This is a genomic window from Rhizobium sp. LARHSG275 (assembly GCF_052871115.1).
Genome location: NZ_JBIXJN010000003.1, coordinates 158,577 through 181,526, shown reverse-complemented (window position 1 = coordinate 181,526; position 22,950 = coordinate 158,577). Strand labels below are relative to the sequence as shown.

24 protein-coding genes and 1 pseudogene are annotated in these 22,950 nt (G+C 62.1%); 13 read left to right on the top strand and 12 right to left on the bottom strand.

The window, feature by feature from the left end; genetic code table 11:
• The first annotated feature begins 51 nt into the window (after positions 1–51).
• Complete coding sequence (locus tag ACIPSK_RS04710; RefSeq protein ID WP_162116026.1) at positions 52–951, top strand: SDR family oxidoreductase; 900 nt, start codon at positions 52–54, stop codon at positions 949–951.
• A 469-nt stretch (positions 952–1,420) separates the two neighbouring features.
• Here ACIPSK_RS04710 and ACIPSK_RS04705 read toward each other — a convergent pair whose 3' ends face one another.
• Entirely contained in the window at positions 1,421–2,173 is a 753-nt protein-coding gene (locus tag ACIPSK_RS04705; protein WP_162116025.1) for a pyridoxine 5'-phosphate synthase, read from the bottom strand.
• A gap of 450 nt (positions 2,174–2,623) precedes the next feature.
• Between ACIPSK_RS04705 and ACIPSK_RS04700 the strand changes: the two genes are divergently transcribed.
• Positions 2,624–3,316 (top strand): MerR family transcriptional regulator, encoded by a 693-nt coding sequence (locus ACIPSK_RS04700; RefSeq protein WP_162116024.1) that lies wholly within the window; start codon positions 2,624–2,626, stop codon positions 3,314–3,316.
• A gap of 116 nt (positions 3,317–3,432) precedes the next feature.
• Here ACIPSK_RS04700 and ACIPSK_RS04695 read toward each other — a convergent pair whose 3' ends face one another.
• Together ACIPSK_RS04695 and ACIPSK_RS04690 are read right to left on the bottom strand one after the other, a co-directional pair.
• Complete coding sequence (locus tag ACIPSK_RS04695; RefSeq protein WP_018074216.1) at positions 3,433–4,560, bottom strand: ATP-dependent DNA helicase; 1,128 nt, start codon at positions 4,558–4,560, stop codon at positions 3,433–3,435.
• Between the two features lie 73 nt (positions 4,561–4,633).
• On the bottom strand, positions 4,634–5,557 hold the full coding sequence (locus ACIPSK_RS04690; protein WP_162116023.1) for a LysR family transcriptional regulator: 924 nt from the start codon (positions 5,555–5,557) through the stop codon (positions 4,634–4,636).
• Between the two features lie 132 nt (positions 5,558–5,689).
• Here ACIPSK_RS04690 and ACIPSK_RS04685 point away from each other — a divergent pair, with 132 nt between their 5' ends.
• The 4 genes from ACIPSK_RS04685 (at position 5,690) to ACIPSK_RS04670 (ending at position 9,151) form a co-directional block, all read left to right on the top strand.
• The gene (locus tag ACIPSK_RS04685; RefSeq protein WP_162116022.1) at positions 5,690–6,169 is read left to right on the top strand and encodes a carboxymuconolactone decarboxylase family protein; all 480 of its coding nucleotides are present in this window, start codon (positions 5,690–5,692) and stop codon (positions 6,167–6,169) included.
• Between the two features lie 68 nt (positions 6,170–6,237).
• Positions 6,238–6,993, top strand: a complete 756-nt coding sequence (locus ACIPSK_RS04680) for an SDR family oxidoreductase (protein ID WP_162116021.1) — start codon at positions 6,238–6,240, stop codon at positions 6,991–6,993.
• Between the two features lie 69 nt (positions 6,994–7,062).
• Positions 7,063–7,479: a cupin domain-containing protein gene (locus ACIPSK_RS04675; RefSeq protein ID WP_162116020.1), complete on the top strand. Its 417-nt coding sequence runs from the start codon at positions 7,063–7,065 to the stop codon at positions 7,477–7,479.
• A 190-nt stretch (positions 7,480–7,669) separates the two neighbouring features.
• Positions 7,670–9,151, top strand: coding sequence for a cyclic nucleotide-binding domain-containing protein (locus ACIPSK_RS04670; RefSeq protein ID WP_162116019.1), 1,482 nt, complete (start codon positions 7,670–7,672; stop codon positions 9,149–9,151).
• A gap of 15 nt (positions 9,152–9,166) precedes the next feature.
• Here ACIPSK_RS04670 and ACIPSK_RS04665 read toward each other — a convergent pair whose 3' ends face one another.
• Positions 9,167–9,655: an RrF2 family transcriptional regulator gene (locus ACIPSK_RS04665; RefSeq protein WP_162116018.1), complete on the bottom strand. Its 489-nt coding sequence runs from the start codon at positions 9,653–9,655 to the stop codon at positions 9,167–9,169.
• A 118-nt stretch (positions 9,656–9,773) separates the two neighbouring features.
• Positions 9,774–10,049 (bottom strand): annotated as a pseudogene (locus ACIPSK_RS04660) (hypothetical protein); the annotation flags it as partial.
• Positions 10,050–10,110: 61 nt separating this feature from the next.
• Between ACIPSK_RS04660 and ACIPSK_RS04655 the strand changes: the two are divergent.
• The 3 genes from ACIPSK_RS04655 to ACIPSK_RS04645 are packed head-to-tail and all read left to right on the top strand — an operon-like array spanning position 10,111 to position 11,820.
• The gene (locus ACIPSK_RS04655; RefSeq protein ID WP_162116017.1) at positions 10,111–10,491 is read left to right on the top strand and encodes a COG4315 family predicted lipoprotein; all 381 of its coding nucleotides are present in this window, start codon (positions 10,111–10,113) and stop codon (positions 10,489–10,491) included.
• Positions 10,492–10,525: 34 nt separating this feature from the next.
• Positions 10,526–11,041 carry a sigma-70 family RNA polymerase sigma factor gene (locus ACIPSK_RS04650; protein WP_162116016.1) on the top strand — a complete coding sequence of 172 codons (516 nt, stop codon included), beginning with the start codon at positions 10,526–10,528 and terminating at the stop codon, positions 11,039–11,041.
• Complete coding sequence (locus ACIPSK_RS04645) at positions 11,038–11,820, top strand: anti-sigma factor family protein (RefSeq protein WP_162116015.1); 783 nt, start codon at positions 11,038–11,040, stop codon at positions 11,818–11,820. The genes ACIPSK_RS04650 and ACIPSK_RS04645 overlap by 4 nt, the downstream gene beginning before the upstream one ends.
• 3 nt (positions 11,821–11,823) lie before the next feature.
• On the opposite strand, the gene ACIPSK_RS04640 is transcribed toward ACIPSK_RS04645, so the two are convergent.
• From ACIPSK_RS04640 to nthA, 3 genes are read right to left on the bottom strand one after another with little or no spacing between them, the layout of a single operon-like run.
• Positions 11,824–12,192, bottom strand: coding sequence for a nitrile hydratase accessory protein (locus ACIPSK_RS04640; RefSeq protein WP_162116014.1), 369 nt, complete (start codon positions 12,190–12,192; stop codon positions 11,824–11,826).
• Positions 12,179–12,838: a nitrile hydratase subunit beta gene (gene nthB / locus ACIPSK_RS04635; RefSeq protein ID WP_162116013.1), complete on the bottom strand. Its 660-nt coding sequence runs from the start codon at positions 12,836–12,838 to the stop codon at positions 12,179–12,181. Before nthB ends, ACIPSK_RS04640 begins: the two co-directional genes overlap by 14 nt.
• Positions 12,835–13,476 (bottom strand): nitrile hydratase subunit alpha, encoded by a 642-nt coding sequence (gene nthA / locus ACIPSK_RS04630; RefSeq protein WP_162116012.1) that lies wholly within the window; start codon positions 13,474–13,476, stop codon positions 12,835–12,837. The genes nthB and nthA overlap by 4 nt, the downstream gene beginning before the upstream one ends.
• Positions 13,477–13,843: 367 nt before the next feature.
• Between nthA and ACIPSK_RS04625 the strand changes: the two genes are divergently transcribed.
• Positions 13,844–15,118, top strand: a complete 1,275-nt coding sequence (locus ACIPSK_RS04625) for an SDR family oxidoreductase (RefSeq protein WP_446532631.1) — start codon at positions 13,844–13,846, stop codon at positions 15,116–15,118.
• Positions 15,118–15,594, top strand: coding sequence for a DUF2269 family protein (locus ACIPSK_RS04620; protein ID WP_162116010.1), 477 nt, complete (start codon positions 15,118–15,120; stop codon positions 15,592–15,594). Before ACIPSK_RS04625 ends, ACIPSK_RS04620 begins: the two co-directional genes overlap by 1 nt.
• On the opposite strand, the gene ACIPSK_RS04615 is transcribed toward ACIPSK_RS04620, so the two are convergent.
• Entirely contained in the window at positions 15,586–16,179 is a 594-nt protein-coding gene (locus ACIPSK_RS04615; RefSeq protein WP_162116009.1) for a LysE family translocator, read from the bottom strand. The two genes, ACIPSK_RS04620 and ACIPSK_RS04615, sit on opposite strands and share 9 nt — an antisense overlap.
• Positions 16,180–16,331: 152 nt before the next feature.
• On the opposite strand from ACIPSK_RS04615, the gene ACIPSK_RS04610 reads away from it, so the two are divergent.
• The gene (locus ACIPSK_RS04610) at positions 16,332–17,180 is read left to right on the top strand and encodes an aldo/keto reductase (RefSeq protein WP_162116008.1); all 849 of its coding nucleotides are present in this window, start codon (positions 16,332–16,334) and stop codon (positions 17,178–17,180) included.
• Positions 17,181–17,279: 99 nt separating this feature from the next.
• On the opposite strand, the gene ilvN is transcribed toward ACIPSK_RS04610, so the two are convergent.
• Together ilvN and ACIPSK_RS04600 are read right to left on the bottom strand one after the other, a co-directional pair.
• Entirely contained in the window at positions 17,280–17,852 is a 573-nt protein-coding gene (ilvN, locus tag ACIPSK_RS04605; RefSeq protein ID WP_003560902.1) for an acetolactate synthase small subunit, read from the bottom strand.
• A 21-nt stretch (positions 17,853–17,873) separates the two neighbouring features.
• On the bottom strand, positions 17,874–19,664 hold the full coding sequence (locus ACIPSK_RS04600; RefSeq protein WP_162116007.1) for an acetolactate synthase 3 large subunit: 1,791 nt from the start codon (positions 19,662–19,664) through the stop codon (positions 17,874–17,876).
• Between the two features lie 324 nt (positions 19,665–19,988).
• Here ACIPSK_RS04600 and ACIPSK_RS04595 point away from each other — a divergent pair, with 324 nt between their 5' ends.
• A complete protein-coding gene (locus tag ACIPSK_RS04595; protein WP_026154228.1) occupies positions 19,989–22,028 on the top strand; it encodes an ATP-binding protein in 2,040 nt (679 codons plus the stop codon).
• On the opposite strand, the gene ACIPSK_RS04590 is transcribed toward ACIPSK_RS04595, so the two are convergent.
• On the bottom strand, positions 22,013–22,939 hold the full coding sequence (locus ACIPSK_RS04590) for a dihydrodipicolinate synthase family protein (protein ID WP_162116006.1): 927 nt from the start codon (positions 22,937–22,939) through the stop codon (positions 22,013–22,015). The genes ACIPSK_RS04595 and ACIPSK_RS04590 overlap by 16 nt on opposite strands.
• Positions 22,940–22,950: the final 11 nt, after the last annotated feature.

Below are 22,950 nucleotides of genomic sequence, written 5' to 3'. Positions count from 1 at the left end.
GTGTTACTCTCTTTTTGAGACCGCCTCTGAAACATAGAAGGAACCCGACGTATGAGCGAAACCATCCTGGTCACCGGCGCCGCCGGACAGCTCGGCCAGCGTGTCATCCATCACCTCATCGAGACCTACAAGGTCGCTCCAGGCAACATCGTCGCGGCAACGCGCCAGCCGGAAAAGCTTTCCGATCTGGAAAACAAGGGCGTCGTTATCCGCAAGGCCGATTTCGACGATGCGGCAAGCCTGGAGACGGCTTTCGCCGGCGTCGATCGACTGTTGATTATCAGCACCGATGCGCTCGACACCCCCGGCAAGCGTCTCGCCCAGCACAAGGGTGCCGTCGCGGCAGCAGTCAAATCAGGCGTCAAGCACATCGCCTATACCTCGATGCCGGCGCCGGACAATTCGCTCGTCACCTTCGCGCCCGATCATCTCGGCAGCGAAAACGCCATCAAGGCAAGCGGTGTCGCCCATACGATCATCCGCGACGCCTGGTATCACGACAACTACCTGCACGGCATGCCGCACAACCTGCAGGGCGGCAAATGGTACAGCGCCACGGGCGACGGCAAGATCTCGACCATCTCGCGTGACGACTGCGCCCTGGCGATCGCCGCGGCCCTTGCCTCCGGCACATCCGAGAGCGCCACCTATACGGTGACCGGCACGCAGTCGCTGGACAGCCGGCAGATCGCCGCCATCGTTTCCGACGTCGCCGGCAAGCCGCTCGAAGTGATCGACGTCAATGACGAACAACTCGGCCAGGGCATGCGCGGCGCCGGCCTCCCCGGTTTTGTCGCCGACATGCTGGTTTCTGCCGACGCCAACACCCGCGCCGGCAATTTCGACATCGTCACCGAAGACTTCACCAAGCTGACCGGCAAACAGCCGCAGCCGCTGAAAGATTTCTTCGTGGAACACAAGGCGGCGCTGACGGCTTCAAGCGCGCATTGAGTCTGCTGCGTCCCTGCGCTTGGCGCAGGGACGCAGAGCGACCGAACTTTGGACTCGAAAACTTCTTCATTTCAGATGAGTCGTTTAGAGCAGACGCGCCGTGCCACTTGCGTCAAAGCGGGCAGACTTGAGAGGGGCTATCCTATAGAATGATTGAAGTCCTTGCTTGGCTCCCTCTTCTCCCCAGCGGGGAGAAGGTGGCCCGAAGGGTCGGATGAGGGGGCCGCACGGCACGCCCTATCTATCGCCCTTCGCTGGCGCTCAGCGCATTCGCGGCCTTCGCCGCTCACCCCCTCAACCGCCTGCCAGCACCTTCTCCCCGCCGGGGAGAAGAGACGTGTAGCGGCGCCTTGCCATCTCTTGGGTCGGACGCGGAGAGATTGAACCAGGTGAGTGACCGCTTTCTTCTGCACCTGTCATAGGAATCTACCACACCTAAGTTGTTGAGCCTGGAGACTCTTCGCCTCTCTCAAACCGCCTGCCCGCAGGCCCGGCAGAAGCGCCGTACCGTTTCCGCCATGCCATATTCCAGCGCATCGGCGGTCAGACCATGGCCGATCGAGACCTCGGCAAGCCGGGGAATGCGCCTGACCAGCGCCGGCAGGTTTTCGACCGTCAGATCGTGACCAGCATTGACGGCAAGGCCGATTGTGAGGGCTGCATCCGCCGTCCGTCCAAGCGCTTCCAGGATCGGGGCCGCCCGCTCCGGCGCGTCGAAGCAACCGCCGTAGGGGCCGGTATAGAGTTCGATCCGATCGGCGCCGACGGCCTTGGCGATCTCAACCGCCTGTGCGTCCCCGTCACCGTCGGCAAACAACGACACCCGGCATCCCATCGTCTTCAGCCGCGCGACGGCATCGGTCAGGAACGCCCGGTGCTTGCGGAAATCCCAGCCGTGATCGGAGGTCGCCTGCGCGGGATCGTCAGGCACCAGCGTCACCTGCTCGGGTGCCGCGCCTGCGCAGAGTTCGAAAAAATCCTCTGTGGGATAACCCTCGATATTGAACTCGGCCTTGGGGAATTCGTCGTCTATCAGGTTGCGGATGACAGGCAGGTCGGAGAAGCGGACGTGCCGCTGGTCGGGGCGCGGATGCACCGTCAGGCCGCTGGCGCCGGACGCGAGTGCGATGCGCCCGAGCGCTTCGACGCTCGGCCAGGGCAGATCGCGCCGGTTGCGCAGCATGGCGACGGCGTTGAGGTTCACGGAGAGCTTGGCGGGCATGGCGAGATCCATCGGTCACGGAAATGGGAGACCTGCTTTTAAGCCAAGTGCTCCGCGATGGCCAACGAGATTCACAAATGGATGCGATGCCGATCGCTGATGGGCATCGAAATTACGCTGAGCATTTGCCGCACGCTTACCGCAGACAGTAAATCCCGTCACCTTTGAAGAGGATGGCGAGATCCCGCAGCGCAGCACATGTTTTTGTGCAACACACCCAAGAACCCGGCAAAATATGCCGGTAAAGTTGCTATCCCATTTAAAAGAGATTATTTTTAGCACTTATAAAAGAGATCGTTCACGCATAACGTGGACATCGTATCGCGTAGAGTACGCCGCGTACTGCTTCTTTCCCACTGAGAAGAACGCCTAGAGGAAACCCCACTCGCCGCGCATGGGAAGCAACTGGCAAAGCCGCATGAGGTGCAACAACATGCCCCAGGAGGGTTCATGCCAGACGGTTCCAAACGCCTGTTTGCCACCGCCGGTATCGCTTCGGAGGCCCGGTCGAAATACCGGTTCCTGCCTTCGGCCGCGCTACCGCCGGATCTACCGGACGGTCCCGTGCCCATTGCCGACATGGCAAACGCATTCGGCGTCACACACAGGACACTGCATTTCTATGAAGAGAAAGGGTTGATTTCAGCCAATCGCATCGGCCTGATGCGGGTCTACGGCCAGGACGACGTGATGCGCATGGCCGTCATTACAGTCTGCCGCGAAACCGGCATGCCGATCGCCGTCATCCAGGAACTGATGGACGAACTCCGCAACGCCGATTCGCAGGAAACGGCCGAAGCGATGTTCCGCGAGGCCCTGCAGGTGCGCAAGCGCGAGCTGACGGCCGAGATGTCGACGCTGCACCGCCAGCTCCAGCAGGTCGGTGACCTCCTTGATTTCGACGGCAGCATCGAGGATCCGCCGCTGAACGACAACCAGGACAGCGCAAGCCTGACCGCGCAGGAGCGGCGTTGCCTGGAACTGATGGCAGAAGGCTACTCCACCCAGCGCATCGCCCGGGCGCTCGACCTGAAACATGACGAAACCCGTGACCTGGAAGCCGGAATCATCCTGAAATTCCGCGCCAACAACCGCTTCCAGGCCATCGCCAAGGCAGTTCTGCTCGGCATCGTGCAGGCCTGAATCACGCCCCGACGGCCGCCACCGTCTCCTCTTTCCTCTGTCCGATCAGCAGATGCGATCTGGTCGCGGGTGCGACCGGGATCACGGATGTGATCGAGATCACGGGCGAGATCGGGTCAGCGAACGATCGTCAGCGTCTCCGCCGCGCGCGTGATCGCAGTGTAAAGCCAGCGTTCCCGGGTATCGCGAAACGCCCAGCTCTCGTCGAAGAGCACGACATCATTCCATTGCGAACCCTGCGCCTTGTGAACGGTCAGCGCATAGCCGTAGTCGAACTCGTCATAGCGCTTGCGAGTGTTCCAGGGGATCTCACCCTCGACATCCTCGAAGGCCTGTTTCAGCAGCTTGATCTTGGCAGCCCCCCGGTCCATGTCATCGTCTTCAGGACGGACAAGCAGATTGATGCCGGGCTTCGTCGTTTCCTTGGATGAGGTCATCACCTGCCAGAGCGAGCCGTTGAGCAGGCCCTTGGCCGGATCGTTCCGCAGGCAGACGAGCTTGTCGCCGGTCTGGGGATAATCGGCATTGAAGCCTTTCAGTTCGCGCAGGCGCTGATTGTAGCGCCGCCGCGTGCGATTGGTGCCGACGAGCACCTGATCAGCATCGAGGACCAGTTGCTGCGTCACCTCGTTTTTCGAGATCACCTTGGCCGTACCGTAATCGCCGTACATCACTTCATTGCCTTCGCGCACCTGCATGGCGAGCTTGATGATCGGATTGTCGCGCGCCTGCCGGTGGATATCGGTGAGCAGGTAGTCCGGCTCCTGATTGGTAAAGTAGCCGCCGCCTGTGACCGGCGGCAGCTGGCCAGGATCGCCGAGCACCAGGATTGGCGTGCCGAAGCTCATCAGATCCTTGCCGAGCGCCTCGTCCACCATCGAGCATTCGTCGACGATGATCAGCGCCGCCTTGGCGACCGGGCTTTGCCGGTTGATCGAAAACATCGGCGCGATCGAGGTCTTGCCTGTTTCCTCGTCTTCCACCGCCTCCTCGCCGCGCGGCCGGTAGATCAGCGAATGGATCGTCCGGGCGTTCGAGGCGCCGCGCGAGCGCAGCACCTGCGCCGCCTTGCCGGTGAAGGCGGCAAACAGCACGTCGCCATCGACATTTTCGGCAAAATGCTTGGCAAGCGTCGTCTTTCCCGTGCCGGCATAGCCGAACAGGCGAAAGAGCGGCGAGCGCCCTTCCTTCAGCCATTTCGAAACAGCCTTCAGGGCTTCATCTTGTTGCGGCGCAAATTGCATGATCGCAGGACTTGGCAGGATTCGCAGGCTTTAGGCAAGGCGGAAAACGGCAAATCGCCCGGCCGGACGATCATCAGTTCCACTGCCGGTCCGCGCCACTGGCGCACATCGACGGGTCCTGCCCCATAGCCTCGGTGAGAAAATTCAGAACCGTCTTGACGCGCAGCGGCATGTTGCGCCGCGAGGGAAAAACGACGGTAACCGGCAGCCGGCTCGGCTGGAAATCCTTCATTACGGGGACCAGCCGGCCGGCAGCGATATCGGGCATAGCGATGATGTGCGAAAGTACCGCAAGACCCGCTCCAGCAAGGGCTGCCCGGTGAATGGCGACGGCATTGCAGGCGGTCAGCCGCGGTGAGATCCGCACCGATATGTCTTCCGAGCCATTCGAGAAGGACCAGCTATTGGCCTCGCCTGCCCTGTTGTAACACAGGCATTCATGGTCCTTGATCTCCTTCGGTGCGCGGGGAGCCGCCCTGCGCGCGAGATAGGCGGGAGCTGCAACGAGGAAAGCGGTCGTCCAGCCGATCCGCCGGCAGACGAGGCTGCTGTCGGCGACCTGGCCCAAGCGCACTTCGAGATCCAGGCGCTCCTCGATCATATCCGAGCCCTGCTCCCTGAAGATGAGTTCGACCGAGAGCTTCGGATAGGCGGCGAGAAGATCGCCGAGCCGCTCGCTGAGATAGAGGCCGAGTGGTGCTGGAACGCTGAGCCTGACCTTTCCCGAGGCCATGGCGCCGTCCGATCCGGCCGCATCGCCAAGCTCCTCAATCGCTTCGAGAATCCGCAGCGCCATCGGCAACATCCGCTCCCCCTCTGCCGTCAGCGACAGGCCGCTCGTCGTGCGATGCAGGAGGCGGGTGGCGAAATGGCCTTCGAGGGCTGCGACCTGTCGCGAGACCGCCGGCTGCGTCACGTCGAGATCGTGCGCCGCCGCCGAGAACGACCCCGTCTCCACGACGCGCTGAAAGGTCCGCAATGCCGAAACGATATCCATCCCCTGCCCCTCATACTTTTGCGCATAGGCTTTATGCAGCCAGACTAAGCGAGAATGGCTTTACAGTCCAGCAATTAAGGATATCCTCTATCCATAAGGATATTTAATATCCTTAATTAGAGGAGAAGTTACATGACCCAGCGACTGAACTACGCCCAGCAGTCCCCCGAGCTTTTCAAGAAATTCATGGAATTCAGCATGGCGCTGAAGGGCAGCGTGATCGACGAGAAGCTGCAGGCCCTCGTCGAGATCCGCGCCTCGCAGATCAATGGATGCGGCTTTTGCCTCGACATGCATGTGAAGCAGGCCAAGATCCACGGCGAGACGGAACTGCGGCTCTACCACGTCGCCATCTGGCGGGAATCGAACCTGTTCATCCCCCGCGAGCGCGCAGCCCTTGCCTGGACCGAAGCACTGACCAAGCTGCCCGAAGGCGGCGTTCCCGACGAAATTTACGAACGGGTGCGCGGCCAGCTTTCCGAGAAAGAAATCTCGGACCTGACTTTCGCCGTCATGGCGATCAACGCCTGGAACCGCGTCAATGTCGGCTTCAAGACCGTACCCGGTTCGGCCGACAAGGCCTACGGTCTCGATAAGGCCGGCCTGAACTAAACCGCGCAATTCATTGAGAAGATTCACCTTTGACGCTGCCGCGCCGCGGCAGCGAACGGAGATCTGTTATGAAAATCGTTGTCATCGGCGGAACCGGCCTTATCGGTTCGAAAACTGTCGAACGCCTGCGCAAGCGCGGCCACGAAGTGATCGCCGCCTCACCGAACTCCGGCGTCAACACGATCACCGGAGAAGGACTGGCGGAGGCGCTCTCAGGCGCCGAAGTCGTGCTCGACCTCGCCAATTCGCCGTCCTTCGAGGACAAGGCCGTGCTCGAATTCTTCGAGACCTCGGGCCACAATCTTCTCGCCGCCGAAAAACTCGCCGGCGTCAAGCATCATATCGCTCTCTCCGTCGTCGGCACCGAGCGTCTGCAGGAAAGCGGCTATTTCCGCGGCAAACTCGCCCAGGAAAAACTGATCAAGGCATCGGGAATTCCCTACACCATCGTCCATTCGACGCAGTTCATGGAATTCCTTGCCGGCATCGTGCAATCGGGCACGGTCGGCCAGACTGTCCGCCTGTCGCCCGCCTACATTCAGCCGATCGTTTCCGACGACGTCGCCGACGTCATGGCGGATGTGGCTCTGGCATCGCCCGCTAATGCGACGATCGAGATATCAGGTCCGGAACGGGCGCGCCTCAGCGAACTCGTCGCCCGGTATTTGAAGGCCATGAAGGACCCGCGCACCGTCGAGGCCGATGCCGAGGCGAAATATTTCGGCGCGAGACTCAACGACCAGTCGCTCGTTTCCGACAACGACCCGCGGCTCGGCTCGATCACCTTCGAGCAGTGGTTTGCGAAGTCCGCCCAGCCGAAGTGATCCGACTTGCCCTGAGGACGCGGCCACGCGGCTGCGCCCGGCTCAACCCTATCAACCGTGGAGATTCCAATGATCAGATCACATTTCCTCGCCGCCGCTCTTGCTTGCCTGGCGTTCACCGGCGCTGCCGCCGAGGACGGTAACAAGGCTGCCAAGGTCACGCTCGTCTATGAGCACGAACTTCCGAACGTACCGGGTAAAAGCATCAAGGGTGTGTTGGTCGAATATGGCCCGGGCGGCTTCTCCGAAGGCCACACCCATCCCGATACGGCCTTCATCTACGCCACCGTGCTCGAAGGCTCGATCCGCAGCCAGGTCAATGATGGGCCGGTCAAGGTCTATCAGGCCGGAGAGAGCTTCTCCGAAATGCCGGGCGACCGCCATGGTGTCAGCGCCAACGGCAGCGACACCAAGCCCGCCCGCCTGCTCGCCGTCTTCGTCGTCGACACCAGCCAGAAAGAGCTGACCTACCCGCTGAAGAACTGACGATCCGTCTTGCAGCGCCGCGCCTCTTACCAGACGAGCAAAGAAGGCTGTAACACTTTCAATCCCCGCATCGGCCCGAAAATTGATTCCGATTTTCGGGCCGATGCGCTGGTCATTCGCGCCGGCCGATGCTTGCGCGGGCGGCCGACATACTGAATCATGTGCCGCCCGCCATTCCGGAGACTGAGAGATGATTCACGACGTGCTCTTCGGCAAGCCTTTGATATCCCTGATAACAGTCGGCTTTGCCGGTATCGCCGTCTGGTACTTCCTTTCCCGCCAACGGCCGACGACCCGGCTGGTGGTGCAGATCCTCTTCTTTGCGGTGATGACGCTGATCCTCGTCGTCAGCGGCATCGAACCCCACCGGTTTCAAGGATATGAGTCCGAAGATCCGCAGGCTTTGCTCGTCATTATTGCAAAATCGCTCTGGTGGATCCATCTGGCATGGGCCGTCATCGGTTTCATCAGGCTGTATCTGGTGCTGGAGGGCAATCCGCGGGAGGCCCGCCTGCTCCAGGATCTCGTCATCGGCGTCGTCTATATCGGCATGGCTCTGTCGGTTCTGGCCTTCGTCTTTGGCGTGCCGATCGGAACCCTCGTTGCCACCTCGGGCGTGGTCGCCATCATTCTCGGTCTGGCGCTTCAGAATACGCTCGCCGACGTGTTCTCCGGCATCGCCCTGACACTCGGCCGGCCATATGTCATCGGCGACTGGATCCTTCTCAGCGACGGCACGGAGGGACGCGTCGTCGAAAGCAATTGGCGTGCCACACACATCCTGACCGGCGCCAACAATGTCGTCGTTCTGCCGAACAGTTTTTTGGCGAAGCTCGGACTGACCAACATCAGCCGGCCAGACGAAACCCATCTGCTGACTCTCACCGTCCGCGTTGCACCGACGCGCATGCCCGAAGCGATCCAGCGCGTTATGGAAGCGGCGTTGGCAAGCTGCAATTCGATCTTGCGCGAGCCGCCGCCGGTGGTCGCGCTCAAGGGACTTGATGCCGCTGCGCTGGAAATCGATCTCTATTTCAGGGTGACGAGCCCGAACCGGCGCGCCATTGCGCGAAGCGAGGTGCTCGATCTCGTTTACCGCCATTGCAAATCCGCCGGCCTGCTGCTCGCCGCTCCGGCCAGCGCCGCAATCGTGACGACCGGCCTGCCGACGGAAGAGGACGCGCGCCCACCCAGCGTGACACCACGCGAACTGATCGAGGCCATTCCGGTCTTTACGATGCTGACATCGGATGAAAAGGCAAAACTCGCCGATATCACGGCTGTCCGACAGTTCCGCAAGGGTGACGTCATCGTGCGCGAGGGCGAAATGCTGCCCTCACTGATGATGGTGCGCGCCGGCATCATCGCGGCGAGGAACGCAGGCGAGGAACGCGGACGGCTCGCGCCGGGCGACTTTTTTGGCGAGACCGGACTGCTCGCCGGCATGCAGGAAGTGTGCACCCTGGAGGCTCTGATCCCCGTTACCGCCTATGAGATCAATCAGGAGGCCTTCGCGCCGCTACTAAGCGAACGTCCGGCGCTGGCGGAAGAAATCGCCGACCACCTCGCCAGCCGCGCCGAGCGATTCCGCAATAGCGCCTCCTTGCCCCCGGAACATGCCCGCAGGGCCCATGCCATCCTGAAAGCCATCAGAACTATCTTCAAGGCATAGAGACCGGTACCCCGCTCAGCCGGCGCGCTTGAGCACCCATTCGAACGTGCTCCGCCAAATGTCGGCCGGCACTTCCTCGGACAAGGTGCCGACCAGATCGGAAAGCCGCACGCGCCTCAGAGTATCGCGCCAGGCTTCGTCGGCTTCCCACATGATGCGGGCGACCGCGCAGGGCTTGCTGTCGCAATAACCGGCCGGCCGGCAGGGATTGTTTTCCCGGATGTTCGTGCAGGTGAAGCTGCGCGCCTTCCCCTCGACCGCCTCAACGATCTCAAGAAAATTGATCTCCGACGAAGCCTGGGCAAGCCGGTAGCCGCCGCTCGGCCCGAGCGTGGTCTCGACCAGCGACGCCTGCGAAAGGCTCTGCAGCGCCTTGGAGAGATATTCCTTCGGCAGGCCATGAAGCTCGGCGAGCGCCTTGGTGGAAAGATACCTGCCCTCTGGCAGGCCCGCGAGAATGGCGCAGCAGTGAAGCGCCCACTCGACCTGGCTTTTCAGGATCATTCAGCAACTCGTGTGATGGCTGGCTCTGCCAATAGAATTAAGGACATATCATATCCGAAAACCGGCCCGATGTAAATGACCTGCAAAAGCAGCGTCTTGCTGCTTGAACGATGACACTCGACGAGATCATCAGCGCCGAATACATCTCCGTCGGGGTCATCAGGTAAGGCGGTCCGGAACGGCAAGCGTTGCGATCACGTCGAATTCGCCGCGGTCGAGGCCAAAATCGCAAGTGTCGCCTCGATACTGGGACGCACCAGGTTCGACAGCCGGAAGGCCCGCCCAGGATCGCCATCGGCTCCGTGTCGAACGCCGACCGGACATACGCGGGTGAAACGGCTTCGGCCCACCTCGCCCGCCGTGAAAACTTTTGCTGCGTCTGGAATAAAACCACCGCGCCTCGTGTCTCATCTCAGGTATCGCAAGATTGCGTGCCCAATCTGAGGAGAGATATCATGAAATCCGTGAAATTCCTGTCCGTCGTGGCTGCCGCCGCCTTTGCCGCGACCGCTGCTTTCGCCGCCCCTCCTGTCAAGACCGTCGAATCCGAAAAGGGCAAGGTGCTTGCAGGCGAAAACGGCATGACGCTCTACACCTTCAAGAAGGACGTGAAGGGCGTTTCCAATTGCAACGGCGATTGCGCCAAGAACTGGCCTCCGCTGATGGCGGCTTCCGATGCCAAGGCAGATGGTGCATATTCGATCATCGAGCGCAAGGATGGCAAGAAGCAATGGGCCAAGGACGGCATGCCGCTCTATTTCTGGGTCAAAGACAAGAAGATGGGCGACATCACCGGCGATGGCGTCGGCGGCAACTGGGATCTCGCCAAGCCTTGATCGCCAAGATCTCGATCTCAAGCGAGTTGCCGGCGTGAAAACACCCGTACCCGAAACCTTCGAGGGCCAGATCCTGGCCCTTCTGCCCTCGCTCAGGCGCTATTCGCGCAGCCTGACGCGCTCGGATGCCGATGGCGAGGATCTGCTCCAGGATTGCGTCGAGAAGGTTCTCACGCGCCGCGGCCAGTGGCGCGGCCTCAACCTGCGCGGCTGGGTCCTGACCATCATGACCAATCTCTATCGCAACGGCCGGCGCGGCAAGGCGCGCGACAGCCTCGTCGAACTCGACGCCGCAGTTGAGTTGGCCGCGCCTGAAGTGTCGGCCGATCCGCAGGAGCGCGCCCGGCTGGACGATGCGCTGAACAGCCTTTCGGAGGAACACCGCGCCGTGCTGATGCTTGTCGTTATTGAGGGATACACGTATGGCGAGGTCGCAGACGCGCTCGATATCCCCATCGGCACCGTCATGTCCCGCCTGTCGCGCGCCCGCCGGCGCGTCGCCGAGCGATTGAAGGCCGACAACATCATTACGCTTCGGAGACCGAAATGAACGAGACCAATCCGAGCGTCACCGAAGCCGACCTTCACGCCTATGCCGACGGCCAGTTGCCGGAAACGGCGCGCGCCCGCATCGAGGCCTTCCTGGCCGACAATCCCGACGAGGCGGCGATGGTCGCCGAATGGCAGGCGCAGAATACAGGCATCCGATCGCTATTTGCAGGTTATGAAAAAACAAAGGAAACCGACGCTCTCTTGGTTTCGCCGCCGCGTGGCATCTCTTCCGGGCGGAAACGCGCGGCGATCGCCGCAGCCGCCCTCCTCGTCTTCGCGCTCGGCGCCGTCAGCGGTCATTATGGTCCGGCCCTTCTGGAAAAACCGGAGTTGCAGCTTGCCGCCTCCGAAACCCTGCCGAAACAGGCTGAGACCGCCTTCATGGTCTATGCCACCGAGGTTCGCCACCCCGTCGAAGTCTTCGCCAACGAGGAGGCCCATCTCGCCACTTGGCTCGGCAAACGCCTGGCGATAGAGAATCTCAAGATCCCGAATTTGCAGTCGCTCGGCTTCAAGCTGGTCGGCGGCCGCTTGTTGCCGGTCGATGGCAGGCCGGGCGCCATGTTCATGTATGAAAACCAAGCCGGCGAGCGACTGACCGTCCTGGTCGGCCGCAACACGGAAAATCGCACGACCAGTTTCCGCTTCGCCTCATCCGACAATCTCGAGACCTTCTACTGGATCGACGGCGAACTCGGCTACGCCGTCACCGGCGAAATCTCCCGCGAGACGCTGCGGGAGGTAGCTGAGGAGTGCTACCGACAATTCCCGTCGTGAGGATCAGCGCGAGGGATCGTTGCTGAGCTCGATCGGCCGGCCGTGCGGCGTCGCTTCTGCCGCCCGCTGCCAGCTCTGCTGCAGGGCCAGGATCGTTTCCGTATCGGCGATGCCGTTGTCGACGATGAGTTTGGAGAGTGCCGCCACCCAGCAATCAAAATAGTCGCTGCCATCTTCGGCCCGGCCAGGCTTGTGCAATTGCGCGGAAAGCACCTCAGCCCATTCGCTCCAGCTGAACAGGCCGTTTGCATGCAGGTGCACGGTCATGGCAAAAGCTTCGGCAGCCCATGGCTCGGGAAAAACCGGCTCGCCCTCCGGCGACCTCGGCAGCCCGGGTGATTGCGAGAGCTGCGATATCTCATGCCGGCTCAAGATAGCTCTCCCAGGCATCGATCGATACCGTCAGTGATGGATCGGCACCCTCGCCCCAGAGCTCGCCGCCGCTGAAGACCACCGTGTAAAGCCATTGCGGGTTCTCGCCTTTGCCATGGGCATTATCGTCGGGAAAGACGAAAGAGCCTTGCACCGCCTCGACCATTCCGGTCCTGGCGCGTGCATAACGCGGCAGGCGCGTATGTGTGACCGGATTGAAATTCTTGGTCTTCACCGTCTCGCCGACCACGAAGAGCGGCGCGGTCTCGACAGGACGATCGCAAGGGCCGCCTTTTGCCAGAACGCCGGGCACCATGTCCGCCTTCAGCACGCGTTTTGGAACCGCCCCCGCCTGCTGCGCATGGCCGGACAGCAATTCCGCGCGCGTCGCAAAGCCGTGCCGTTCGAGCAACTTGTCGATGCCGCGGATCCAGATCTCGTAGTAGCTGGCAGCGAGATAATCAGCCGGCGGAATATTCTCCCGCGCATGCCGGCTTTCATCGATCGTCCATGCGCCGAACGCGCCGCAGGAAAGCGTGATGCCGAGCGCCCGCTTTTCCCATTCGGCATGGAAATAGGGCTCGTCCTGTTCGGGCGCGACGGGACCAAAGCTCATCTGCCCGCCGAGATCGTGCGGTCCGTTCATGTGGCGCTCTCCGGCTGGCGGACCACGGCCGCGCCGATCATCGCATCGCGGCTCACCAGATCCGCAAGCGTCTGCTCGTCCATTCCGTCGGTCCCTTCGGGCCGTTCGGGAATGACGAGGTAACGCAGCTCCGCCGTCGAATCCCACACGCGGATCTTCTTGTCCTCCGGCAGCGTCAGCCCAAATTCGGCCAGCACGCCACGCGGATCGATGACGGCGCGCGAGCGATAGGCCGGCGCCTTGTACCAGACCGGCGGCAGGCCAAGCACCGACCAGGGATAACAGGAGCAGAGCGTGCAGACGACGAGATTATGGGTCTCGGCCGTGTTGAAGACGGCGCGCATATGCTCGCCCTGTCGGCCGGTATAACCAAGGCTGGCGATGGCCGCCGTCGCATCGCGCTTCAGCCAGTCGGCGAAATCGGCATCGCTCCAGGCCCTGGCGACGACATGGGCGCCGTTTCTCGGTCCCACCTTTGTCTCGTAGGTCTCGACGATCGCATCGATTGCCGCCGGATCGATCAGCCCCTTCTCCGTCAGCAGCGTTTCCAGCGCCTTCACGCGCGCCTGCATGTCGGAATAGTGATTGTCGTGATCGTGCCCGTGGGCGTGATTGTGGTCGTCGTGATCGTTGTGCAAAGCATAATCCTCCTCAAACGGCAGATAGGCAACTTCCGCATCGGCGGCTTGCTCCCTCTTCTCCCCAGCGGGGGTCCGAAGGACGGGTCGAGACCCGTGGCTCGACCCCGGTCGGTGGCCCGAAGGGTCGGATGAGGGGGCTGCACGGCAGACCCGCCATTGTTGCACTTCGCTTGCGCTTAGCGCATTCACGGCTTCGCCGCTCACCCCCCTCATCTGCCTGCCGGCATCTTCTCCCCGCTGGGGAGAAGCGGAATCGTGGCAGCGTGTCGCATCCCTAAAAACGTCCTCTCTGCTAGTTCTATCACACACCACACGCCCGCCAAGCCCTCCTATGCCACTCACGCTTTTCCGCTAATCTCCTGCCATGAACATTCTGATTCTCGGCGCAACCGGCTTCATAGGCTCCGTCGTCGCGGCCCGGCTCGTTGCCGACGGCCACGCCGTGACTGGCCTCGGCCGCAATCCCACGCGTGCACGCCTGAAACAGCCAGCGATCGACTGGCGACGCGCAGATCTCTCGCGCATGACGAAAGCGACGGATTGGGACGAGATCCTTAAGGACCAGCATGTCGTCGTCAATTGCGCCGGCGCCCTGCAGGACGGCCTGTCGGATGATCTGTCGGCCACGCAGGCAGAGGCGATGCTGGCGCTCTATTCCGCCGCAAAAGGCTCATCGCGCCCGTTGATCGTGCAGATATCGGCAAGGACGGCGGGAGCCGCGAGCGATCTTCCCCTCCTCGCCACCAAGCGGCGAGCCGACGAGGCGCTGGCGGCAAGCGGCCTGCCTCACCTCATCCTGCGCCCTGCCCTCGTTCTCGGCCGCAATGCCCACGGCGGTTCGGCGCTGCTGCGGGCGCTTGCCGCCTTTCCCCTGGTGCTGCCACTGGTTCATACCGAAAGTCCGGTCGAAACACTCTCTGTGGCCGATGTGGCGGAAGCCGTGTCGCGGGCGGTCTCCGGCGGGATCTCCGGCGATGTCGATCTTGCCGCCGACGAAGTTCTGACGCTTGCCGATCTCGTTCGCCTTCACCGCCAGTGGCTCGGCCTGCCGCCCGCCCGCGTGTTTGCTCTTCCCGGCTGGCTTGCCGGCCCGGTGACGTGGCTTGCCGATCTATCAGGATTGCTTGGCTGGCGTTCGCCGCTGCGCTCGACGGCGGTGACTGTCATGACCGAAGGCGTGCGGAGCTCGAAAACAGGGAGCAGCCTTCCTACGACACCCGCGGCAGCAACGCTCGCGGCCAATCCGTCCGGCGTACAGGATCTCTGGTTTGCCAGGCTCTATCTTCTGAAGCCGCTCGTCATATCCGTCCTATCCGTTTTCTGGCTGCTCTCAGGTTTGATCCCGCTGCTGGCGCTGGAGAAGACATCCGCTCACTTCCTGCCGTTCATGCCCGAGCCCGCAGCAACAGCGCTGACGCTTGCAACCTGCCTAATCGACATCGCTCTCGGCGCTGCCGTCCTCCTTCGCCCGCTGGCAAAACGCGCCCTTCTCGGCATGCTGGCCGTGTCGTTCGCCTATCTCGCCGGCGCCAGCCTGCTCGAACCCGCCCTCTGGCTCGATCCGCTCGGTCCACTGGTCAAGGTGCTGCCGTCGATCCTGCTGGCACTCATCGCACTTGCCACCCTGGATGAACGCTGATGCTTGAGGAATGGCTGCTGCTTGCCCATGTCGTCGGCGCGACCGTGCTCTTCGGCACCGGCGCCGGCATCGCCTTCTTCATGGTGATGGCGCACCGGACACACGATCCCAAGCTGATCGCCCATGTTGCGGCCACGGTGGTGGTCGCCGACACCCTCTTCACCACCACCGCAGCCATTCTCCAGCCGGTGACCGGCTATCTGCTGGCCCGGTCGATCGGCTGGGAGCTGTCGGAGGGCTGGCTTGCGCTGTCACTGCTGCTTTATGTCGTGACCGGCCTGTTCTGGCTGCCCGTCGTCTGGATCCAGATCCGGCTGCGCGACCTCGCCCGCGCCGCAGCAGCGGCGGGAAAAGCTCTGCCGCCAGCCTATTTCAGCCTCTACCACATCTGGTTTGCTTTCGGCTTTCCGGCCTTCTCAGCCGTCATCGGCATTCTCTGGCTGATGCTGACAAAGCCGTCGATCGCTCTATTTTAGCATCGGCCAGAGGCTCAGCACCAACAGCACTGCCATGCTGATATTGAACCATTTCAGTCGCACGGGATCCGAAAGCCACTCCCTGAGCGCCGAGCCGAAGCCGGCCCAGGTCGAAACGCTGGGCACATTGACCGCCGCGAAAGCGAGACCGACGATCAGCACGCTCGCGAGGTAGAGTTGCGGATTGGTATAGGTCGCCATCGCGGTGACCGCCATCACCCAGGCTTTCGGATTGACCCACTGGAAGGCCGCCGCCGCGACGAACGACATCGGCTCGACGCCAGTGCCGCTTTCGCTGAGCGAGCGCGACGAGGCGATCTTCCAGGCAATCCAGACGAGATAGGCACCGCCCGCAAATTTCAGCGCCGTATAGACCATAGGCACCGTATGCAGCAACGCGCCGAGCCCGAAGCCGACGCCGATGAGCAGCGAGAAGAACCCAACGCCGATGCCGAACATATGCGGGATCGTCCTGCGGAAACCGAAATTCACGCCCGATGCGAAAAGCATCATATTGTTCGGCCCCGGCGTGATCGAGGTCGTGAAGGCGAAGAGAACGAGGGCGAGAAATGTATCCAGCGGCATGCGACCTCCCGAAGCCAGCTTTCCTGCGGCCTGTTTATTTAGGTCAGCATAACTGTCCTAAACCATCGATGCCATGACATCATTGTCATGGTGACAGGATTACTTGAAAGATGGCGACACGGCCCAATCTCCTGTCAAAGGGACAGAAAACCATGCAGGACGACCCGATTCCATCGATCACATTCCCGAACGGCACCGAGGTGCCGGCGCTCGGCCAGGGCACCTGGGCCATGGGCGAGGATGCCGGCCATGCCAAGGCCGAGATCGAAAGCCTCAAGGCCGGCATCGATCTCGGCATGACGCTGATCGACACCGCCGAAATGTACGGCGACGGTGGCGCCGAGGAGATCGTCGGCCAGGCGATCAGGGGCCGGCGCGACGAGGTCTTCATCGTCAGCAAGGTCTATCCCTGGAATGCCAGCCTGCATGGTACGATCGAGGCCTGCGAGCGCAGTCTCGAACGGCTGGGCACCGATCGCATCGATCTCTATCTGCTGCACTGGCGCGGCAATTATCCGCTCACAGAGACCGTCGCGGCCTTCGAAACGTTGAAGGCATCGGGCAAGATCGGTGCCTGGGGCGTCTCCAATTTCGACACCGACGACATGGAGGAACTGCTTGGAGTGCCCAATGGCGCCAACGTCGCCGCCAACCAGGTGCTCTATAACCTTTCCCGCCGCGGCATCGAATTCGATTTGCTGCCCTGGTGCCAGAGCCGCGGCATTCCCATCATGGCCTATTCGCCGATCGACCAGGGAAGCATCCTGCACCATCCCGAGCTGATCCACATCGCCAAGGCCTATCAGGCAACGCCCGCCCAGTTGGCACTCGCCTTCCTGCTGGAACGCGACGGCGTCATCGTCATTCCGAAGACGGCAAATGCCGAACGCGCAGCGGAAAACCGCGACTGCGTTTCGCTCGACATCACCGACGATGACTGGGATGCCCTCGACGCCGCCTTTCCACCGCCCACAAAGAAAAAACCGCTGGAGATGCTCTGACCTTCAGCGGCTTTCCCAATTATCAGCATAGAGTTTAGATGCCCAGGCTGTAATCTTACATGCCCAGGCTGTAATCTCTACATGCCCGGGCTGTAATCTTTACATGCCCTGCACGCCGCGGTTCATCGCCGCAATCCCGGTACGGCACACCTCGATGAGGCCAAGCGGCTTCATGATCGCCACGAACTGATCGATCTTCGACGATTTGCCGGTGATCTCCAGAATGAAGTGACCGACCGTCGCATCCACTACCTTGGCATGGAAGGCATCGGCAAGGCGCAGCGTCTCGGCACGCATCTCGCCCTCGCCGATCACCTTGACCAGCGCGACTTCGCGCTCGATCGGCCGGTCCTGGCCGAGCTCGCGGGCACGCACCGTCAGGTCGACGACGCGATGCACCGGCACGATGCGCTCGAGCTGCGCCTTGATCTGCTCCAGCACCTGCGGCGTGCCGCGTGTGACGACGGTGATGCGGGAAAGATGCGCCTGATGCTCGGTCTCGGAGACGGTCAGGCTCTCGATATTGTAGCCGCGGCCGGAGAACAGGCCGATGACCCGGGCAAGAACGCCCGGTTCGTTGTCGACGAGAACCGAAAGCGTGTGGCTTTCGACGGCCGCCGTTTCCGGCGAGATGAAATAGGCGGAGCCCGTGGGCTGTAGGTGTGCGTTCATGGCGATGTTTCCTCTTCCCTTTTAGACGAGCGCGCGGCCCTTGGCATCGATCGCATTGGCGACCGCTTCGTCGGTGGCTTCGTCCGGCAACAGCATTTCGTTATGAGCCTTGCCCGAGGGGATCATCGGGAAGCAGTTGGCGAGATTGGCGACGCGGCAATCGAAAATGACCGGCTTCCTGACCTCAATCATCTCCAAAATGGTGTCGTCGAGATGTTCCGGCTTTTCGCAGCGCAGGCCGACGGCGCCATAGGCCTCCGCCAGCTTGACGAAATCGGGCATTGCCTCGGTATAGGAGTTTGACAGGCGGTTGCCGTGCAGCAGCTGCTGCCACTGGCGCACCATGCCCATATACTGGTTGTTCATAATGAAGATCTTGATCGGCGCATCGTGCTGGATCGCCGCCGACATTTCCTGGATGCACATCTGGATCGAGGCATCGCCGGCAATGTCGATGACGAGGCTGTCGGGATGGGCGATCTGCACGCCGAGTGCTGCCGGCAAGCCGTAGCCCATCGTGCCGAGGCCGCCCGAGGTCATCCAGCGGTTCGGCTGCTCGAAACCGAAGAACTGTGCCGCCCACATCTGGTGCTGGCCGACCTCGGTGGTGATGTAGGTATCGCGGTCCTTGGTGTGGGCGAAGAGCCGCTCCAGCGCATATTGCGGCATGATGACATCATTGCTCTTCGTATAGGCGAAGGAGTTGCGTGCCCGCCAGCGGGCGATATCGGTCCACCAGTCGTCCAGGCGACCCTTTTCCGGCTTCTTCGGCAGCGCCCGCCACAGGCGGACCATGTCTTCGAGGACATGGGCGACATCGCCGCGGATGCCGATATCGACGCGGACGTTCTTGTTGATCGAGGATGGATCGATATCGATATGGATCTTCTTCGAGGTCGGCGAAAAGGCATTGAGACGGCCGGTGATGCGGTCGTCGAAACGCGCGCCGATGCAGACCATGACGTCGCAATCGTGCATCGCCATGTTGGCCTCGTAGGAGCCGTGCATGCCGAGCATCTTCAGCCAGTTCTTGCCCGAAGCGGGATAGGCGCCGAGGCCCATCAGCGTCGAGGTGATCGGGAAATCGGTGAGTTCGACCAGCTCACGCAGCAGCTTGGAAGCCTCGGGGCCGGAATTGACGACGCCGCCGCCGGAATAGATGACGGGACGGCGCGCATTCGCCATCAGCTCGATTGCCGCATGGATCTGGTTGAGGTCGCCCTGGATCTTCGGCTGGTAGCTCTTCTGGATCGTGTAGTCGGCGGGAGGCGTGTAGGTGCCGGTCGCAAACTGCACGTCCTTCGGAATATCGACGACGACAGGGCCCGGACGGCCGGATTGGGCGATGCGGAAGGCCTCGTGAATGACGGCGGCGAGCTCGTTGACGTCCTTGACCAGCCAGTTGTGCTTGGTGCAGGGGCGGGTAATGCCGACCGTGTCGCACTCCTGGAAGGCGTCGGAGCCGATCAGCGAGGTCGGAACCTGGCCGGTCAGGCAGACGAGCGGGATCGAATCCATCAGCGCGTCCTGAAGCGGCGTGACCGCATTGGTAGCGCCCGGGCCAGAGGTGACCAGCATGACGCCGACTTTGCCGGTGGAGCGGGCGTAGCCTTCGGCTGCATGGCCGGCGCCCTGCTCATGTCGGACGAGGATGTGCTTGACGTCTTCCTGTTGGAAGATCTCGTCGTAGATCGGCAGGACCGCGCCGCCGGGATAGCCGAAAATATGTTCGACGCCGTTGTCCTTCAGCGCCTTGAGAACGATCTCCGCCCCCGTCATCCGATTGCCTGCCGCCTGATTGTCCGTGCTCATCTATCTGTTCCGTTTGATGCTGGGATTGCGTTTGTGGCCGGAAGCCCGAATTTCGGGCATAAAAAAAGGCCCCTGAGGAGCCTGTCATCTAGCGCATGGGTGGCTATCGCCGGATGGTTACACCATCCTGCCCATGCGCTTTCCCACCACGATAAGAGCCGTTGCGATTTTCATGGTCGGAAGTGATAGACAGAAAATTTCGCAGCGTCAACGCATGCCGCAATAAAAAACTGCCCCCCCGCCTGCATCCCCGAAAATCGATAGGATGAAGGATTTGTTAAAGGATCGACTTTATTCTTTTACGCTACCGCAGGGAGTAGCCCTTTGCTCAACAACGACTTGCGCATGTCTGGCAAGGCAGGCGAGCACGATCGCCGCGATGGCCATACGCCGGGAAATCGCTTTCTCGGCCGCGTCGTCGCATGCAGCGGTTCGCGGGCGACGATTGCCGCCGTCGCCGAACAAGGCGGCACCGATCTGACCGAACTCTGGTCCGTGGGGCGGCTTATTTCGATCAGTGTCGGCCGCAACCGCGTCGTCGCACTCGTCTATCAGATGAACACCGGCAGCCATGCCTGGGGCGAAGGCGAAGACAATATTTTCAAGATCGAAACCGAGCTGCTCGGCGAAGTCCGTGTCGACGAGGACGGGCGCGAGGAATTCTCGACCGGCATCTCGCGTTATCCTTATCTCGGCGCCATCGCCCACCGCATCCGATCCGCCGACCTGATGCGCATCTACGATGCCGGCGAAGGTACGACCGCCGTCATTGGCAAGCTGACGCAGGACGAAAGCATCGATGCGGCGATCCACATCCCCACGATGCTCTCCAAGCATTTCGCCGTCGTCGGCTCCACCGGCGTCGGCAAATCGACGGCCGTGTCGCTGCTCCTGCACAAGGCGATCGCGGCGGATCCGAAGCTGCGCGTCCTGATCCTCGATCCGCATAACGAATTTGCCGCCGCCTTTCCCGAGCACGCCGTCACCATCGATACCGATACGCTCGACCTGCCCTTCTGGCTGATGCGGCTGGAGGAATTTGCCGAGGTCGTGTTTCGCGGCCGCCCGCCGGTGCCTGAAGAGCTCGACATGCTGCGCGATATCATGCCGGAGGCCAAGCGCGCCTTCCGCGGCAGCGACAACTCGCTGGTGCGCCGCACGACGGAAAAGAGCTCGATCACTGCCGACACGCCGGTTCCCTACCGCATGGCCGATCTGCTGGCGCTGATCGACGAGCGCATCGGCCGCCTGGAAGGCCGCTCGGAAAAGCCCTTCCTGCGGTCGCTGAAGATGCGTCTCATCGCTGCGATCAACGATCCGCGCTACCACTTCATGTTCTCCAACAACACGATCAGCGACACGATCACCGAAACCATCGCGCAGATCTTCCGCATCCCCGGCGAGAACCGGCCGATCTGCACTTTCCAGCTCGCCGGCATTCCCTCCGAGGTCGTCAATTCGGTCGCTTCGGTGCTTTGCCGCATGGCCTTCGAGGTGGCGCTGTGGAGCGACGGCGCGATCCACATGCTCGTCGTCTGCGAGGAAGCGCACCGCTATATCCCCTCCGATCCAAGCCTCGGCTTCGTGCCGACGCGCCAGGCGATCGCCCGCATCGCCAAGGAAGGCCGCAAATACGGCGTCTCGCTCGGCATCATCACCCAGCGCCCCGGCGAGCTCGATCAGACGATCTTGTCGCAATGTTCGACACTCTTTGCCATGCGCCTTGCCAACGACCGAGACCAGGAAATCATCCGCTCGGCCATTCCGAATTCGTCGATCTCGACGACGAGCTTCATCTCCTCGATCGGCAATGGCGAAGCGATCGCCTTCGGCGAGGCGATCAGCGTGCCGATGCGCATGCGCTTTTCCCGCGTCGACGAAAAGCTCCTGCCGAAGGCGAGCAGCGCCAACAGCAAGAACAGCGAGGAAGATCCGGATACGGTCGATCTGCGCAAGATCGTCACCCGCATGCGGGCGGTGACCGTCGGACCCGACATTTCGAATTTCCAGCAGAGCTATGCCGCGTCCGCGGCAGACTTCGACGAGGCTGATCCAACCGACGAGGATCTCGACGCGAAGCAATACACGCCGCCCGTCTCGTCCGCCGCGCCGCCCGCCCCCGCGCCGCTTGAATCCTACCGCCGCGAACTGCTGCCGCAAACACCGCGGCTGGACCCCGCCACGTCACCCGCGATCGATCCCAGGCTGGACGCGCTCCGCCGTGAGATGCGCCGCGATGAGCCGGTCTTTGCCCGGCCGGCACCGCCGGCGGATCAGCCCGCAGTCTCCCGCCGGGAACCCGGCACATCGCTGCGCGAAAGCATTCTGAAAAAACCGCTGAGCAGTCTCTACAACAAGGATTGAGGCTTCAACTCGCTCTCCAGGGCGATCAGTGGCTCGACGGCCTCGAGCACCCGTTGCCGGTCCATCGGCCCGAGCGGCAACAGAGGGCGTGGGAGCTCTGCCCCGGCGAGTGAAAGAAGGTCGACCAGCGTGTAGACCACACGAAGGCTTCCGAACGCCTTGAACGTTTGCCAGAGCGGCTCGAGAAGACCATCGAGCCGACGCGCTTCGCCGCCCTCGCCCGCAATTGCAGCCTTGGTCAGGGCAAGGGCGACGCGCGGAAGCAAGCCGCCGATGACGCTGTACCAGGCGTCGGCACCTGAAAGCAGCGCTTCGGCAGCACCCCAGTCGCCGCTGTAGCCGATCGCAAGCTTGGTCTTCTCACGCAATGCCGCCAGCTCGCCTGCGAAATCGCCGTCAACTGGCAGAGGCATCTTCACCGCCCTGATCGTTTCGATGTCAGACAGGCGCTGCAGAAGGTCCCGGCTGAAGGTGAAGTGGGTCGTCCCGGGATTGTTGTAGATGCAAAGGGGCAGCTTCGCCACCTCGGTGACCGCAAGGAAATGCTCGTAGACTTCGTCCTGAGTAAGCGGCGTGTAGGACACCGGCGCAAGCAGAAGCGCATCTGCACCGGCGGCCTTGGCATCCCTCGCAAGGCTCCGGGCGTGGTCTGTCCTCAAAGCACCGACACCGACGACGAGGGGAACACGACCGCGAACGCACTCGACCGCGGCCTCGACGGCACGCCGTCGCTCCTCGCATGTGAGAAAGGCGTAGATCCCGGTGCTGCCGAGAAGGCCTATCGAAGCGACGCCTGTATCGCACAGTCGTTCCAGCAGTCGGCAGAGAGCTTCGGTGTCGACCCGGCCATCCCTATCGGCGGGCGTTGGCGGAAAAGCCGAAAGGCCATGAAACGGAGAGGCGACAGACATGATGCGATCCT